Source organism: Shewanella goraebulensis (assembly GCF_030252245.1).
Taxonomy (GTDB): domain Bacteria; phylum Pseudomonadota; class Gammaproteobacteria; order Enterobacterales; family Shewanellaceae; genus Shewanella; species Shewanella goraebulensis.
Map to the genome: position 1 here is coordinate 2103630 of NZ_CP126972.1, position 17969 is coordinate 2121598.

At 39.4% G+C, this 17969-nt stretch carries 12 protein-coding genes; 7 read left to right on the plus strand and 5 right to left on the minus strand.

Annotated elements, in window-relative coordinates; genetic code table 11:
• Positions 1–22 precede the first annotated feature (22 nt).
• Entirely contained in the window at positions 23–745 is a 723-nt protein-coding gene (locus QPX86_RS08775) for a phosphotransferase (protein ID WP_285164950.1), read from the plus strand.
• A 76-nt stretch (positions 746–821) separates the two neighbouring features.
• On the opposite strand, the gene QPX86_RS08780 is transcribed toward QPX86_RS08775, so the two are convergent.
• The 4 genes from QPX86_RS08780 to QPX86_RS08795 form a co-directional block, all read right to left on the minus strand.
• Entirely contained in the window at positions 822–1697 is an 876-nt protein-coding gene (locus QPX86_RS08780; protein WP_220754550.1) for an MBL fold metallo-hydrolase, read from the minus strand.
• 96 nt (positions 1698–1793) lie between these two features.
• Complete coding sequence (locus tag QPX86_RS08785) at positions 1794–4928, minus strand: efflux RND transporter permease subunit (RefSeq protein WP_285164951.1); 3135 nt, start codon at positions 4926–4928, stop codon at positions 1794–1796.
• Complete coding sequence (locus QPX86_RS08790; protein WP_285164952.1) at positions 4925–8206, minus strand: efflux RND transporter permease subunit; 3282 nt, start codon at positions 8204–8206, stop codon at positions 4925–4927. The genes QPX86_RS08785 and QPX86_RS08790 overlap by 4 nt, the downstream gene beginning before the upstream one ends.
• Positions 8207–8216: 10 nt before the next feature.
• Complete coding sequence (locus tag QPX86_RS08795) at positions 8217–9308, minus strand: efflux RND transporter periplasmic adaptor subunit (RefSeq protein ID WP_374758508.1); 1092 nt, start codon at positions 9306–9308, stop codon at positions 8217–8219.
• Positions 9309–9768: 460 nt separating this feature from the next.
• Here QPX86_RS08795 and QPX86_RS08800 point away from each other — a divergent pair, with 460 nt between their 5' ends.
• Together QPX86_RS08800 and QPX86_RS08805 are read left to right on the plus strand one after the other, a co-directional pair.
• Entirely contained in the window at positions 9769–10212 is a 444-nt protein-coding gene (locus tag QPX86_RS08800) for a GNAT family N-acetyltransferase (RefSeq protein ID WP_220754546.1), read from the plus strand.
• Between the two features lie 137 nt (positions 10213–10349).
• Positions 10350–11249 (plus strand): aspartate/glutamate racemase family protein, encoded by a 900-nt coding sequence (locus tag QPX86_RS08805; protein ID WP_285164953.1) that lies wholly within the window; start codon positions 10350–10352, stop codon positions 11247–11249.
• Between the two features lie 1618 nt (positions 11250–12867).
• Here the strand turns inward: QPX86_RS08805 and QPX86_RS08810 are convergent.
• Positions 12868–14154 carry a citrate synthase gene (locus QPX86_RS08810; RefSeq protein WP_220754215.1) on the minus strand — a complete coding sequence of 429 codons (1287 nt, stop codon included), beginning with the start codon at positions 14152–14154 and terminating at the stop codon, positions 12868–12870.
• 415 nt (positions 14155–14569) lie between these two features.
• Between QPX86_RS08810 and sdhC the strand changes: the two genes are divergently transcribed.
• Genes sdhC through QPX86_RS08830 form a run of 4 tightly spaced genes read left to right on the plus strand, consistent with a single transcriptional unit; the run spans position 14570 to position 17791 of the window.
• A complete protein-coding gene (gene sdhC, locus QPX86_RS08815) occupies positions 14570–14965 on the plus strand; it encodes a succinate dehydrogenase, cytochrome b556 subunit (protein WP_102528518.1) in 396 nt (131 codons plus the stop codon).
• Positions 14959–15306, plus strand: coding sequence for a succinate dehydrogenase, hydrophobic membrane anchor protein (sdhD, locus tag QPX86_RS08820; protein WP_055023360.1), 348 nt, complete (start codon positions 14959–14961; stop codon positions 15304–15306). The genes sdhC and sdhD overlap by 7 nt, the downstream gene beginning before the upstream one ends.
• Complete coding sequence (sdhA, locus tag QPX86_RS08825) at positions 15307–17073, plus strand: succinate dehydrogenase flavoprotein subunit (RefSeq protein ID WP_220754214.1); 1767 nt, start codon at positions 15307–15309, stop codon at positions 17071–17073.
• A 10-nt stretch (positions 17074–17083) separates the two neighbouring features.
• Positions 17084–17791 carry a succinate dehydrogenase iron-sulfur subunit gene (locus QPX86_RS08830; protein ID WP_220754213.1) on the plus strand — a complete coding sequence of 236 codons (708 nt, stop codon included), beginning with the start codon at positions 17084–17086 and terminating at the stop codon, positions 17789–17791.
• Positions 17792–17969 lie beyond the last annotated feature (178 nt).

A 17969-nucleotide genomic window follows, 5' to 3' on the forward strand; every position in this document is an offset into this window, starting at 1 on the left:
AAAACGATAACGGACAGCCCATATGACTCAAATGCAATCCTTTAAAGATAAAGTCTCCCAAATGCTGGTATTAAACCAAGGGCAGAGGATCAGCCATTTTCAATATGGTGGAAAACGTTATTGGTTAAAGCAAGTAGAACACCTCGAAGGTGCGATGCGCTTTTTAAAAACGGATTCAGCCAAAGCACTGACCAAAGAAACTCAAGTATTGAAGCAATTAGACAATGAGGGGGCGCCTGTACCTAAAGTTGTTGCCAATGGTGACGGTTACTTGGTTGTGGAAGATGCAGGTAGAACAATCCGTGATTGGTTAGATAGGGATGATGTTGGGGCTGCGAAACAACAAAATATCCTTGATGATGCAAGCCAAGCATTAGCAAACTTACATTCAATGCAGTTAGCTCATGGTCGCCCCGCACTTAGAGACATTAGCTGGCGTGCAGGTAAAGTTAAATTTATCGATTTTGAAGCAAACCAACAAAAGGGTTCGGTAGCTGAGAAACAGATCCGTGACTTATTGGTGTATGTTCATAGCTTATACCGCTATTTAGGTGAAGATAGTGAACGGATTTCGAAGGCTATTTCTGTTTATAGAGAGGCTGGCGGAGAAATTATTTGGCAGAAAGCCAAGCAGTTTTTGGCATCATGGCAATGGTTGTATTATTTTTCTCGCCCTTTTAAAAATATTGGTGGCAAAGATTTAAAGCCAGTATATTGGGTTCTGTGGCACTTTAGAAACAACTAGTAAATCAATCGAAATCAATAAAAAAGCTTGTGATATTCACAAGCTTTTTATTTTAAAAATCAAATCGATTTGAATGTTACTTTTTCAAATCTTGATATAGCGTATCAATCCATTTTTTTTCAGTGATGAAATTCCAGCTCCAATCTTTCCATTTTTCAGGAAAGCCTTCTGCATGAAGCTGTTCAAGCGTTTTGCCTTGAGTTATCTTTTCATTCATCCAATTTATAGAATGATCAAGCATATGCTTAAACTTCATTAAATCATCTTTATTTGCAAGCTCACCATGACCCGGAATAATCTGGGTTTGACTGTCAATCTGGGCAATCACTGTTGCTACATTATTCCTGTAACCTATAACCGAACCGCCTCCGTTTAAATCAACGTAGGGAAACCGATCTTTAAAGAATAGGTCCCCCATATGTACGACATTATCTTTAGTCCAAAATACCACGCTGTCACCGTCAGTATGGCCTGGCCCCATATGTTTTAAGGTCATAGTATCGTTATTAAAACGAATCGAAACATCTTCAGAGTAGGTCACGACAGGGAGCGCTGCTTTGGGTGTACCTTCTTTAGCACTGAGCCGCTTTAAAACATTGTGATGGGCAAAGATAATTCCTTGTTCGCCAAAGTGTGCGTTACCACCAGTATGATCGCCATGATAGTGTGTGTTGATGACGTACTTTGGATTCCCAGGTTGGATTTGATTGAGTGAAGCGCTAATTTTATCGGCTAAAGGTGCAAATTGGTCATCGATAATTAATAGGCCGTCACTGCCTGCTGAAACGCCAATGTTGCCACCGGAACCTGTAAACATATAAGTGTTTTCAGTGAGTTTTTGAGAAACGATTTCTACATCTTTAAAGCGGTCATCGTCAGCAGAAACACTGGTATTAACAAGGGATAGTTGAATTATCGATAGGGTGAGTAAACTAAGACGTTTCAGCGTCATTGTGGGCTCCTGTGTCGTGTAACCATTGAGCAAGCACATTATTTTAATTATGTAATGTGCTGGCGAAAATGGCTTAGTTTCCGTATTACTAATTACTTACAGTGTCCAAGGTAGCAGCTTTTTAGCTCTTTTGTCAGCTAAACCTAATTTTACCGATGACTGATAGCGAATACGGTATAGGGCTTGATAACACAAAGGCACTAAATACAAACTGGTGACAGTTGAAAAACTCAAACCACCTATGATTGATATGGCCATTGGTGAATAGGGTGGACCACCACCACCAATTTGAGTGTCACCCATTGCTAATGGCACAAGCCCTAGCACAGTCGTCGCCACTGTCATCAATACTGGACGTAATCGAGTAATACAAATAGATTTTATCGTAGTTGAAAGATCGGTTAACTTTGGCGTCATTTGGTTTATTTGGTCGACCAAAACTATGCCATTGTTTACTACGATCCCCATCAAGATAAGGATCCCTATCATCGCCATGACTGACATTGCGGTGCCCGATATCCATAATGCCCAAAATACCCCTGTGATTGAAAACAGAATCGAACTAATAATCGCAGTGGGTAAAAGCAGTGATTCAAATAGGGCTGCCATGACAATATAAATCATTGCTAGCGCCAGAATCATATTTACCGCCATGATGGATTGATCTTCATCTTGACGCTGAAAACCACCACGCAAACTATAGTCATAACCGTATGGGAAATTAACATTTTGCATGACCTTTTCGATTTGCTCTTGGGCTTCTTCTGTGGTGATTTCATTAACATTTGCGCCAATCGATAGCGCGGTTTGACGGTTGTAATGTCTAATTGTGTCAAAACGTGGTTGAATTTTAATTTCAGCTAAATTATCTAAGTTGTAAACACGCTCACCTTTACGAATAATCGGCAGTTGTTTAAGTTGCTCCAGCGAACGTTGCCAGCTTTTATCATAGGCAAGCTCGATACGTAATTCGCCATTGGGATCATGTCTATATGAACGCAGTGGTGTGCCACGCAGTGCCATTGAAATGTGTGAAGCAACTTCATTGAGTTTTAAATCTAAACGAGCTGCCATTTCACGGTTGATGGTCACAATTACTTCTTGCTGAGCGGCATTTACCTCAGAGCGCACATCCTCTAGGCCTTCAATCGCACTTAATAGCGGTACCACTTGCTGACTTAAGGTAATTAATTCAGAAGTAGACCGGCCTGTTAAGGTGATCCTTAATCCAGAGTTTTCATTTCCCCAACCAAACTGAGGTGTAGCTGCGGCGTACTTAGGGAAACCTTCTCGGATGGTTTGCTTAAGTTCTGACATCGGTGTTTCTATATCTTTTTCGAGTAAAATAGTGGTTTGGATACTGTCAGCTGAATAATAGCTATACACAGAGTCAATCATGAAAGCTTCTTTATTACCGTAAAGGTAGTCTTCCATTTGATTAATCATCGCTTCAGTGACCTTTAGATTATGGCGGCCTTCTAATTGATAATTAATGTATAAGCGGTCATTGCCTTCGCCATCAGATTGATCTTGTTTAACTAAACTTAAAGGCAAGGCAGTTGATACAAGTATTAATACTGCAAGTACACCTGATATTTTTGAGTGTTCTAATACCCAAGTTAAACTGCGCTGATAATAACGCTGCAATCTAGACTCTTTTTCTTCAGTATCAATCTCAAAATGTAGTTTGGTTAGCAGCAATGGGATTAAGGTTTTCGCTACCAATAATGATGCAGCAAGAGATATACAAATCGAAATAGCTACATGTTCAAGGAAAATAGTTAACTCAACCTTTACCCCAACGATATTAGGCAAGAACACAATTGCGGTGGTTAAAGTGCCAGCGAGGACTGCTAAGGCAACCTTTTCAACTCCTGTCAGTACTGCAGATTCATTAGCCTTTTGGCTATGAGGCTTAGTATCTTCATTACCCGTTAAACCACTGCGCTGTTTTTCTTGCAGAACACTTTCAGTGACCACAACCGCGTTGTCAATTAGCATACCGACGGCTAACAATAGTCCCATCATTGATAAGATATTTAAGCTGTAACCCAGTAAATACATGCCTGCAAGGGTCATACATATCGAAATAGGCACAGATGAAACCACGACCAAGGTCATCTTTAAATTGCGTAAAAATAGATATAAAACACCAAAAGATAAGAATGCACCGATTAATCCTGAAATCAGTAAGTCTTGTAGTGATGATTTAACCCCATAGGCTTGATCTTCCATGACAAACAACTTAATGCCTTGGAATTGTTGATCTTGTTTAGTTTGTTCAATCACTTTAAGTACACGTTCAGAAACATGGACTAAGTTGGCACCCGATTCTTTAAATACATCTAAACCTACTGCGTATTTTTGATCTAAATGGCGGCCTTCGAAGGGTTCTGGCAAGGTAAATTTAACAGAGGCAATATCACCAAGGGTTGTGGTTGTATTCAGTTTAACCGCTTTAATATCTTCAAGAGATAAAAACTCTCCCTTAGGTGAAACCTGAAATACCTGATTGTTATTCCGCACTGTACCTGCGCTAATAACAAAATTTTCTTGTTGCAGACGCTGTCTAAGTTCTGATGGGTTAATACCAGAAGCTGCTAGCTTATCGGCATCAAGTCGAATTTCAATTTGCTTTTGATCAACACCATATAAGGTAACTTTAGACACCCCCTCAATACGTTCAAGTGGTTTACGCAATTGTTTATCAAGCAAATCAAATGCGTTTGATAGTTCTCGCTCGCTTGATATACGAATGGTCAGGACTGGCATATCAGCAGTGGAGAACTGCTGAATGAATACTCGTTCAACATCCTTTGGCAGTAGATGCCTGACTGAATCAATTTTCTCGCGGGCTTCTAAACTTTTAGTGGCGACGTCTTGTCCCCATTTCATATTAAGCTGAATATTAGCGCCGTCTTGCGATGAATTTGATCGAACTTCTTCAATCCCACTCATGGTTGCCAACGACTCTTCCAGCACGCGAGTGATATCGCGTTCTACTTCGGCAGGAGTCGAGCCTTTATAAGGAACGTTAACCTGGATTTGTGGAATGTCGATACCAGGAAACATTTCTAGTGGTAACAAGCGACTCGATGCCATGCCAAATAGCAGTATAGCGAGAAAGAACATGCTGGTGGTCACAGGCCTTTTAATCGCAAGACGTGTGATACTAAAACCTTTTTCAGATGATTGAGAATCACGGGCTGAAGCTTGATTGCTCTTATTCATGATTGTCCCTCCACCGAAGCGTCAGTTGGCATGTTTGTAGAGAGTACCGCTTGTTCTTTTTCCGCTTGTTGATAGTTCTTTTTATCAAAAATACCGTATAGGGCAGGGATCACTAACAGAGTTAGCATCGTTGACATACTTAAGCCGAATATAACCGTAATTGCCATTGGGGCCCGGATTTCACTGCCATCACCCACACCAATAGCCATAGGTAATAGGCCTAATGTCGTGGTTAAAGTAGTCATCATGATTGGGCGAAGACGTGATTTAGCAGCAGTGCTGATGGCTTGGTCTTTCTCAATGCCTTCTTTACGCAACTGGTTGATTCTATCGACCAGTACAATGGCATTATTCACGACGATACCGGCGAGCATAATCAGTCCGATAAATACCACCACGCTTATATGTGTGCCTGTGATAAATAAGCCGATGATACTGCCACCTACCGCCATAGGAACGGCAAACAGAATTAACAGTGGATGTAATAGAGACTCAAATTGACTGGCCATCACTAAGTAAACTAAAAATACAGCAAGAATAAGCGCAATTTTTAATGACTCAAAAGAGTGTTCCATTTCTTCATTTTGACCACCAAATCGTGCCTGTATCGAAGAGGGAAACTGCTGCTGGTTCAGTATCTGCTGTGCCTGATTAACGGCTTCACTTAAATCGCCATAACTTAAGTTTGCAGAAACGATAGCAACGCGCTGTTGGCTAACACGGTTAATGGCTGAAGGGCCGACTTGCAGAGACACATCAGCTACCGCGCTAAGTGGTATAGCGTGTTGACTATTTGGGTTAATGATTAGTGCATTTACGTCTTCAATATTATTACGCTCTGCGAGTTCGCTGCGTACTAAGATATCCACTTTACGATCGCGCACGGTATATTGGCTTGCGATAGTGCCGCCAACACGATGTGCAATTCGACTCGCAACGGTTGGTGCGTCCATGTCTAATGCTGCTAAGCGAGCATGATCAAAGCGAATACTAATTTCAGGCTGACCGTCACGCAGCGAGGTATTGATATCGCTGAATCGACTAGACTGAGATAGCGCAGATACCAACTGATCGCCACTTTGTTTTAATTGAGCTAAATCATATCCAGATAGTTCAATTTCAAGCGGCGTTTTAAAACTAAATAACTCAGGGTGTTCAATTTTGGCATCAAGCGCAGGAATGCGTCTTGCTGTTTCACGTAATGTTGTAGCAACGCTATCAAAGGCATGAGTGTTGGCCAGAACAACCTGTAAACGTCCCCAGTTTTCGCCGCCACGAGCGGTGTCTGATGTCATTAAGCCTCCACTACCTGCTTGGCTGAATGTGTGCTTTACATCTTCACTGTCACTGATTGAGTAGGCGAGTTGCTCAAGTACAGAATCGGTTTTTTGAACCGCTGTTCCTGGTGGTAATAAAATTTCGACATAAAACTCGCCTTGATTCATCGGTGGGATTAACTCGACACCTAATCGTGGGAATAAACTACCTGCGCCAACAGTAAGGATGATGGCAATAACAACTGTAATCACTTTGTGTGCCATTGCATGCTTTAAGACTCGGTGATATATCCTTTCAATAAAGCGATAAAACACATTAAACCCTGCGCTTAAAGGACGCATTATTAAACTGAACAACCACGAGATAAACCGAGTTAAAATAATGACTAAGTTCAATAAAGCATTAGGAAGATAACTCAGTAGCACTTTGAAAGGAAATCCAAGCACTAAACCGCAATAATGACCTATTTTTCCTTTAGTGGTGGATGGTTTTACTTTTGGCTCTGCTATGATTTCTTCAGGTAATTGTTTAAAGCCTTGACGAGAGGCCAGCATTGGAATGGCAGTTAACGCAACAAATAAAGAAGCTAATAACGCGAAGGTCACCGTTAGGGCTTGGTCAGAAAATAAAGCACCTGCAATACCATCAACAAACACTAATGGTACAAAAACTGCCAGTGTCGTTAAGGTTGAGGCGAAAATAGCCCCTGCAACTTCTTTACTGCCTTTTACTGCAGCATCTAATCTTGCTAAACCTTTTGCTTTATAACGGTCGATGTTTTCCAGCACCACGATGGCGTTATCGACTAATAAACCAATGGCTAGAGCGATACCGCCAAGTGACATAATGTTTAAGCTGATTTCAGCGAAATACATCATATTAAATGTGGCAATAACTGAAAATGGAATTGAAATTGAAATAATTAAGGTGGCAATAATGTCACGTAGGAATAGGTAAATCACCAGCATGGCTAATAAACTGCCGAATAGTGCTGCGGATGTTACTTCGCTGACGGCGCTTTGGATAAATTCAGATTGGTCATAAATAACTTTTAACTGGTTTTCTTCTGATTCAGCATTAATGTTATCAAGTTCTGCTTGGATCTTTTTCGCCACAGAAACCGTATTCGCGTCACCTTCTTTATAAATCGCCAACTCGATGGATTCAACATCACCAATACGAGTGACATCGCTTCGCTCTTTGTATCCATCAACGATGTCAGCAACTTCACGTAAGCGTATTAGAGTCTGGCCGTTACGGTATACGATAACATCACGTAATTCTTCTAAAGAGTTAAACTGGTTTAAGGTTCTGACCAAATACTCTTTGTCACCTTGAATCACTTTACCTGCTGATAAATTGATATTTTCTTCATTAATTCGACGTTTTATGTCGTCCGCATTTAAGTTTAATTGTTGAAGCTTTTGCTGATTTAATAGAATATGAACTTCCTGTTCTAATCCCCCTGATAAACGAACAGCTGCTACACCTGATAATGCTTCTAAACGGCGCTTTAGTTCTTCTTCTGCAAAAGTTCTCATGCTTTTTAATTGAGACTCACTTGCATCAGGCACTGATAATGCTAAGCGCATGATGGGATCTAAATTTGGATTAAAGCGAAGCAATAGTGGTTTATTAATATCTAAGGGCAGCTCGATAGTATCGATTTTTTCTCGAACTTCCAGGCTTGCCATATCCATATTCGTGCCCCATTCAAATTCAAGTACCACATCTGACATACCTGAGCGTGAAATAGAACTAATTTTACGTAAGCCTTTTACCACACCAACGGCTTCTTCAATTGGTTTAGAAATCAGCTGCTCTACTTCAACTGGTGCAGCGCCATCGTAAGCTGTGCGAACTGTGACACTGGGATAACTTAAATCTGGCAGTAATTTTACTGCTAAACGGGTAAATCCGACCATTCCGAACAGCATAATGGCAAGCATAAACATCCATACTGTTACAGGACGTTTAACCGAAGTATTAATCAATGACATAGTAACTCCCTTACTTAGCGTTTAAGCTGTTTTTGGCATAAGAAAGAGGTGTAATGATTTCAACTAATGATTGATCTTTAAGGTTTTGTTGCCCGCGTATTACGATTTGCTCGCCTTGCTTAACACCCGAAATTACTTCCACTTTATCTTTTTCGCGATAACCCAAGCGTACTTCACGGCGGGTGGCAGTGTTATCTTCAATCACATATAAGGCTTGAGTATCATCTTGATTAATAACGGCATTGAAAGGCACAGTCACCACATCTTCATGGGTGTCGTATTTAAGCTCGACTCGGGTGAACATACCGGCTTTTAGGTTTGCTTTGGTGTTATCAATTGCAATTGTGACTTTAAAGGTACCGCTTTGAGCATCGACGATAGGACTGATACGTAACACATTGGCAATTATTTCATTTGCTTTGGAAGCATTCGTGCTATTTGAGTATTGGTTACTGATTCTAGCTTGTTGACCTAAACGCAAGCTTGTCAATTGCTGCTCTGGTAAATGAACAATACCGTGTAGTTCATCTTGGTTAACGATATAAAATAGCTCTTCAAACTCCTTGGCCATATTACCTTTTTTAACATGTCTCATCGCAACTATGCCATCAATTGGTGATACGATTTGGCTTTCGATAACATGTAATTCAGCTAAGTCGCGTTGTGCGATAGCTGCTTGTAAGTTGAACTCTAATTTGGCCATCACATCCTGACTAACAAATTCTCTATTTTTCATTTGCTTCAGGCGATTCAGTTCTTGCTCAATGATTTGAACTTCAGCTTGTGAACGTTTGTAATCATAGTGCTGACGTTTGGCGTCGATTGTCGCTAAAGCTTGACCTTTAGTCACTCGGTCGCCTTCTTCAACGTTAATCTCTTCAATTAAACCTGCAATACGCGTGACTACATGGGCTTCTTCTGGTGCTTCGAGTGTTGCTGTGGTGCTATAAAATGAAGATACATTACCTTGAGTAACATGAGATACTTCAACAGGGACTGCGTATTTTTCTTCTTCTTTTGACTCTTCCTGCTCACCAGTACAACCAGTCAATCCAGTTGTCAGTGCTGCGATACAAAGTAGTGGGATTGTCATTTTTTTCATGTTGATTAACCTATCCATGGGGTACCTGCCAGTTCAATATTTTGAATTAATGACGCTCAATAAAGCTAAGTGTGAAACCTTAACTTGTAAACGTCACGTTATCATTTGTAACTAATGTTAACTTTCTTATATCTAAGCAGTAACCGTGCCAAAGTTAATTGTTGTTTAATATCAGTAGTTTACCTGTTTGATGGTCATTCTTTAGCTATGGGTAATATTAATATGTAGTGAAAATGTTTATTTTTTAGTGTTAATGGTTAATTTAACCTTGAGCATAAATTATTCAATTTGGGCTGACGTTGTTTATTTTTTGAGGTAAGTTAACTATCTAAAGGAAATCAGATAGATGTTAAGGGTTACAGCCATTTATTAAGCAAGTTTTAAGTTATACCTTGTGTAAAGAGTTTTAGTTACAAGCCCAAACCAAAATAATATGGCTGCAGATATAAAGGAGACTGTTTTGAAAATCATCCAAGCAACAATTGAACAATTAAATTTGGTTACAGCCTTATTCGATGAATATCGTCAATTTTATGGGCAATCTGCAAATACAGAACAATGTAAAAAGTTTATTAAAGAGCGTTTAATCGAGAGTGATTCGGTGATTTTTATTGCGACTAATGATGAAGGAGACGGTTTTGGATTTGTTCAGCTTTACCCAACATTTTCGTCTGTAGCGATGAAGAGAATGTGGATATTGAACGATATGTTCGTAGCAACCGCTGCAAGACAGCAAGGAGTTGCCAATAAACTCCTTAAGCAAGTTGATCTGTTTGCGCAATATACAGATGCTAGTACTGTGAAATTAGCAACTGCAGTAGATAATGATGTGGCTAAAGCTTTATATGAGTCACTTGGCTATACTAAAACCACCGCTTTTGACCATTACACCAAGCTATTTTAGTTACCAATTACAATATAGTTGTAGCGACTAAATATACCACTAATACGAGGACCTGATCCTTCAATTGTGATTAACCCGTTTTTTACTCGAGTTTTACCATATTCATAAATTCACGTGTTTATGTAGTCGGGTATAAAATGAAAGATTTAATTTTCGGTGTTGTCGGTAATATGGGACCTGAAGCAGATATCTTATTTCAAGATATTATTTTCAAAGAAGAGGTTGCCCATGGAGCTGTGAAAGATCAAGATCATATGGGAATGGTGGTAATTAAAAATCCTGATATTCCAGATCGTTCAGAAGCAATCAACGAAGGTGGTAGCGATCCTATTCCTGAAATGCTTGAATCAGTAAAGTTCTTGGAAAGAAATCAAGTACATTTTGCTGTGATGACATGTAATACCGCACATTATTTTAGAAATGATTTGCAAGCTCAAACAGATGTATATCTTTTGGATATGCTAAAAGCAACCACTCATAAAATTCAGCAAGAAAACCCTCAAGCTACTGTCGGTATTTTATCTACTAATGGTACTTATAATTCTGCCATTTATGATAAATACCTCGAAGAAGCGCAAATAGCGTTTTTCAAACCCACTGTTGAAATCCAGGAGCGCTACGTGCACAGTGCGATATATGGCGCTAAAACGGGTGAAAAAACTCAATGTGGCCAAGATATTCGTACACCTTTTGGCATTAAGTCTGGCGAGTTTGTCAACAATGCTAAATTGCTTTGCAAGGCTATTGAAACGTTAACAGAGCAAGGTGCTGACACGATTATTTTAGGTTGTACTGAACTGCCATTAGTCCGCTCAATTCTGGAAGCTGAGTTCATAGATGTTGAATTCATCGATCCGATGGAAACGGTTGCTGAAAAAGTAGTGGAAGTATATGAAGCAGCAAAACACTTATATTTTAATACACAATCAATTGCCGAAATTGAACAGGTGAATTTAGTTGAAATCCACTCTGTTGATGATGTAGCTCACTATATTGTCTCAAAAGCGAAAGCACATCAGTTGCATATAAATAGCTAAGAGGCATTAACCAACGATATTTATTTCGACCCATTCATTTTGAGTATTGAACTATAAATACACATGTAATGAACTTGCTGTTACTGCACGAACTAGGGCTTGTTTCGCTTTATTAATCACAGCTAGGAGATTGATCAAGTGGGATAGGGCGTTGAGCCTACAGTAACAGCCGATTTATTGGTTCATAATGTTGCTTTGCTCATTTTACTATTTTTGTATTAGCAGAAAATTAGCAGTGCTTTGAAGTGCAGATTTTGAGTTTACTGAAGGTGTTCGTATATTTAGATTTTTATTCGGTAATTTATTTATTTTCAGGTTCTTGTTTTGAAATTGAATTGAATGGTTCTTACCAATATCTAATCAGATTAAGTGAATATTCTAATGTTCTTTTGTAGCATGCATTGGCGTAATCCAGTCTTTTATTGGAACAGATTTTGTCATTTATTTACATAATATCAATATTCCGTCACCTCAAATCTTCGCGTTTTTACGTGAAATCAATGATTTTTAAATTCTTAAAATAGTAATCATACTATGTGAGCTTTGTGATTATGGCTTACAAAATTGCAATTTAGGTGTGTTTTTTTAGGTATAAATGAAAATATTTTATTTTTATTTAAAATAATTTTTATGCGCTAACATTGAGCATGGTGCACTTTTTGTGCGCATTTCTTGTCATTGGCGTTTAATCTACCAAGAATTGTTAGTTTATTTGCTTTTTATTAACTATTTCTAATTAGGTATAAAAATAAATTTTTAAGTCGTTTTTATTTAGGATATGCAGATTTTTATAATGATGACGAAATAGTTATATTTATTTCGAATAAAAAAGTGCTGAATAAACTCTTTTTTCAGTAAAAAATCCATCTTGGTGCAGCAAATTGATACATTACATTAAGCTTGCTGATGAATAATCATTCAATTTTTAATGTTGGATTTATCGTTCAGTATATTACTTGGTCAAGTGGGTAAAGTTTTTTGGTTAAACACTTACTGAAATTGGTCATATCGATTTGAATGGTATTTTAGGTTGTATTTTGCTGTTAATTTTTCGTTTAAATATAAAATTTGAGACGTTATATACTCTTACTAGCTAAGGTTTAGTCAATAAATTTACTACATTTAAAGATTAGAAAGTAAGATTTTAATTGCTTATAACGGTTAAATTAAAGTTTATGAGTTAAAAAATTAGTAAATAATTCATCCATTATATGATTAATGACGCTACCTCCACTTCAAACAGATTCTAGTGTTTGGTGTAAGGGATCTAATAATGCCAAATTAATACGCAAAGCCATTGTCGCTGTCACGTTTTATTAATAGATAAGACTTATTACTTTAATGCTTGAGTAAGTACCAGATTAGCCCAATAGAGTATCAATTAGTAGAGCACTTTCATTGATATCATGCTCCTTTATGTTTGCTAAAAAATCTCGTTAGGTTTATCAAACTATGTTTATACATTAAGAATGGATTCTGAGCTAATAAGAACGGAAGAAGGTGGAATAGTGGGTTAAATGTCTCGTAAGATAACTGCCGACATATTGCCTTGATTATTAATTGCAGACATAAAAAAAGCGCCTCAAAGGCGCTTTTTAATAAACAATAGGAATGAACTTTATCGTTTATCTAAGCTTACAAAATCACGGTCTTCAGAACCAGTGTAGAGCTGGCGTGGACGGCTAATTTTGTGACCTGGTTGGTCAAGCATTTCTTTCCAATGTGCAATCCAACCAACAGTACGAGAAAGTGCAAATAACACTGTAAACATACTAGTAGGAATACCGATTGCTTTCATGATAATTCCTGAGTAGAAATCAACATTTGGATAAAGCTTCTTAGATACGAAATATTCGTCTTCTAATGCAATGCGCTCTAGTTCCATTGCTACATCAAGTAGAGGATCTTGAACATTTAGTTCAGCTAAAACTTCATGACAAGTTTCACGCATAACTTTCGCACGAGGGTCGAAGTTTTTGTATACGCGATGTCCAAAGCCCATTAAACGGAATGGATCAGCTTTATCTTTAGCACGAGCAACGAACTCAGGAATACGATCAACACTGCCAATTTCTTCTAGCATGTTTAAACAAGCTTCGTTAGCACCACCATGAGCTGGACCCCATAGTGAAGCAATACCTGCAGCGATACATGCAAATGGGTTAGCACCTGATGAACCGGCTAAACGTACTGTTGATGTTGATGCATTTTGCTCATGGTCAGCATGTAACACAAAGATTCTGTCCATTGCTTTTTCAACAATAGGATTCACTTTGTATTCTTCACATGGAACAGCAAACATCATCGACAAGAAATTACCTGCGTAACTTAGGTCGTTGCGTGGATAGACGAAAGGTTGACCAATTGAATATTTGTAGCACATTGCTGCAATCGTTGGCATTTTAGAAACTAGGCGGAAAGCCGCAATTTCACGATGTTTTTCATCATTTACATCAAGAGAATCTTGGTAGAACGCAGATAATGCACCGGTAACGCCACATAGCATCGCCATAGGGTGTGCATCACGACGGAAGCCTCTAAAGAAAGAAGCTAATTGCTCATTAACCATTGTGTGGTTTTTAACCATAGCAACAAACTCTTCGTATTGAGTTTTGCTTGGTAATTCACCATACAACAACAAGTAACAAACGTCTAAATAGTTAGATTCAGTAGCTAACTCGTAAATTGGATAGCCACGGTGTGTAAGCACACCTTTCTCACCATCAATATAGGTAATAGCAGATTCGCAAGAAGCGGTTGCTAAAAAACCAGGATCAAAAGTGAAATGTCCTGTCTTTCCTAATTTACTGATATCGATTACGTCAAAGCCAGCAGTTCCCTGCTTAACTGGCAATTCGATTGATTCATTCCCCGGTAACTCTAATTTGGCTATATTGTCAGCCATACCCCGTTCTCCTTACTTCATTCTTTTCTGTGAGTGCGGCATGTTAAGCGGACATTACTTTACAGTGAATCGTGATCACATTTCAATTTAAATAAGCGTTTAAATTTATTAGACCATGGTATAAACCTTGCTAGACGCCTTGCCAGCATTGGCTTGAAACGAAAAAAAAGACAAAAAAACAAATTTTGCATAGTGTGACGTTTGTATTTGACAATGGGCTTGAGTATACTTGGCCTCGCCCACAAAGGGCGACAAACATCACATTTTTGAAATCATTTTTTGGCTGGCTAAATTAGTGAATTCTCAAATAGTTAAGTGTTTGATAGTAGTCTGTTAAGTTTCAACAATTTGTTTACATTAGTAGTTTGATGTATCAAATAGAAGCAAACAAGATGAATAATAAAAATAATGCTCAATGGAGCTGAGTGAGCAGAACGTGAAAAAGCAAAGACCTGTCCATATAGACCTACAGACCATTCGCTTTCCTGCAACAGCGATTGCGTCAATTCTTCACCGCGTATCCGGTGTCATCATGCTGTTTGCTGTCGGTATTCTTATTTGGATGCTAAATGAATCTTTAGCATCTCCTGAGAGTTTCGCTGGCCTACAATCTCTTTTTGATAACTTGCTGGTTAAGTTTGTTATTTGGGGAATTCTTACTGCGTTGGGTTATCACTTAATCGTTGGCTTACGTCATCTGATTATGGATACCGGTCGTTGGGAAGAATTAGCCTCAGGCTTAGCATCAGCAAAAATCGCCTTTGTTCTATCAGCGGCGTTTTCAATCATAGTGGGGATTTGGGTATGGTAACCAACGCAGCAAGCCTTGGACGCAGTGGTGTTCATGACTTTATTTTAATCCGTGCTAGTGCAGTAATTTTAACCTGTTACACCATTTTTATGGTTGGGTTTATTGCTTGTAGTGCCCCATTAACTTACGAAATTTGGCATGGTCTGTTTAGCACCTTACCAATGAAAGTATTCACTCTGCTGGCACTTGTTGCTGTATTAATTCATTCGTGGATTGGTATTTGGCAAGTTCTGACTGATTACGTTAAAAACGTATCGGTTCGTGGATTACTTCAGTTCGTATTTGTCGTAGCGGCTTTTTGTTATCTAGCTGCAGGCATCATCATAGTGTGGGGTGTTTAAGTGGGTATTCCAGTACGCGAATTTGACGCAGTAGTGATCGGCGCTGGTGGCGCTGGCATGCGAGCGGCTTTACAAATTTCTAAAGAAGGTAAGAGCTGTGCGCTTTTATCTAAAGTGTTCCCAACACGTTCTCATACGGTTTCTGCGCAAGGTGGTATCACTGTTGCGTTAGGTAACGCGCATGAAGATCATTGGGAACAGCACATGTACGATACTGTAAAAGGTTCTGATTTTATCGGTGACCAAGAAGCAATTGAGTTCATGTGTAAGACAGGTCCTGAAGCTGTTATTGAACTTGAGCAAATGGGTCTCCCTTTCTCTCGTTTCGAGAACGGCACTATCTATCAGCGTCCATTTGGTGGTCAATCAAAGAATTTTGGTGGCGAACAAGCGGCACGTACTGCAGCTGCAGCTGACCGAACAGGTCATGCTTTGCTTCATTGTTTATACCAACAAAATGTTAAGCACAAAACTGAAGTGTTTTCTGAGTGGTATGCATTAGATTTAGTTAAAAACGATGACGGCGCAATTGTGGGTTGTACTGCAATTGAAATTGAAACTGGCGAGATTGTTTACTTTAAGTCGAAGGCAACCATTTTAGCAACCGGTGGTGCAGGGCGTATTTATGCTTCTACTACTAATGCTCACATTAACACCGGTGATGGTGTTGGTATGGCAATGCGCGCTGGTGTTCAGATGCAAGACATGGAAATGTGGCAGTTCCACCCAACGGGTATTGCTGGCGCAGGTGTACTTGTAACTGAAGGTTGTCGTGGTGAAGGTGGTTATCTTTTAAATAAAGATGGCGAACGCTTCATGGAGCGTTATGCACCTAATGCAAAAGATTTGGCTTCACGTGATGTTGTTGCTCGTTCAATGATGACTGAGATCCGTGAAGGTCGTGGATTAGATGGTCCACTAGGCCCGCATTGTTTGCTTAAGCTTGATCACTTAGGTAAAGAAACATTAGAAGCTCGTCTTCCTGGGGTTTGTGAACTTTCTCGTACTTTCGCGCATATTGATCCTGCAGATGGCCCAATCCCTGTATTGCCAACATGTCACTACATGATGGGTGGTCTACCCGCTAAAGTTAGTGGTCAAGTTGTACGTCAAAATAGTGATGGCACTGAGCAAGATATTGTAGGTTTATTCGCTGTAGGTGAGATTGCTTGTGTATCAGTACACGGTGCAAACCGCTTAGGTGGTAACTCACTACTTGATTTGGTGGTATTTGGTCGTGCAGCAGGTCAGCACTTAGGTAAAGCCCTAGATGAAACTGCTGATCCTATTGCGCCATCTGAAGCACAAATTTCAGCATCACTTGATCGTCTTAATCGCTGGGAAAGCAATAAAGATGGTGAAGATCCTGCTGTTATTCGTAAAGACTTACAGTTATGTATGCAGCTTAACTTCTCAGTATTCAGAAGTGGCGATGCAATGGCTGAAGGCCTTAAAGAGCTTAAAGCAATTCGCGAACGTTTAGCGAATGCTAAGTTGTCTGATAACTCTTCAGAGTTTAATACTCAGCGTATTGAATGCTTAGAATTAGATAACTTGATGGCTACTGCGATTGCTACAGCTTACGCTGCTAACTTCCGTACAGAAAGCCGTGGTGCGCATTCTCGTGAAGACTTCTTAGACCGTGATGATGACAATTGGTTATGTCACAGTGTCTTTGACCCTATCACTGAACAAATGACAAAGCGTGAAGTGAACATGGAGCCTAAGCTTCGTGATGCATTCCCGCCTATCAAGCGTACTTACTAGGAGCAGAACGATGAAATTGGAATTTGCAGTTTATCGCTACAATCCTGATGTAGATGCTAAGCCTTATATGAAGGATTACAGCTTAGAAGTGGATGAAGGTACCGACATGATGGTATTGGATGCACTGATGAAGCTGAAAGAGTCAGACACTTCGTTGTCATTTAGACGCTCATGCCGTGAAGGTGTTTGTGGTAGTGATGGCGTAAACATGAATGGTAAAAACGGATTAGCGTGTATCACGCCTGTTTCTACCTTCAAGGGTAAGAAAATTGAAATTCGTCCATTACCAGGTATGCCTGTAGTACGTGATTTGATTGTTGACCTGACTCAGTTCTACACTCAGTACGAAAAAATTAAGCCGTTTCTTATCAATGATGAGAAAACTCCGGCTCGTGAACATCTGCAGTCTCCAGAAGAGCGTGCTCATCTAGATGGTTTGTATGAATGTATCATGTGTGCTTGTTGTTCAACTGCTTGCCCATCTTTCTGGTGGAACCCTGATAAATTTATCGGTCCAAGTGGTTTACTTCATGCATATCGCTTCTTAATCGATAGCCGCGACACGGCGACTGAAGAACGTTTATCTGGTCTAGACGATGCTTACAGTGTATTCCGTTGCCACGGTATTATGAACTGTGTTGATGTTTGTCCTAAAGGGCTAAACCCAACAAAAGCTATTGGCCATATCAAGTCAATGCTATTGAAGCGAGCAGTATAAATGCACAATGTAGAGCTAGGACTATCTCTTAAATAGCTCTTGATGAGAGCCATCTTCATCTTCGTAGATGGCTCTTTGTGTGTATTAGGAAGACCTTTGTATTTAACTCTGTAAAATTATATAGTTAGATACGATTCGATTGCGGTGCAAAAGGTATCGTAATTTTGATTATGGCGAA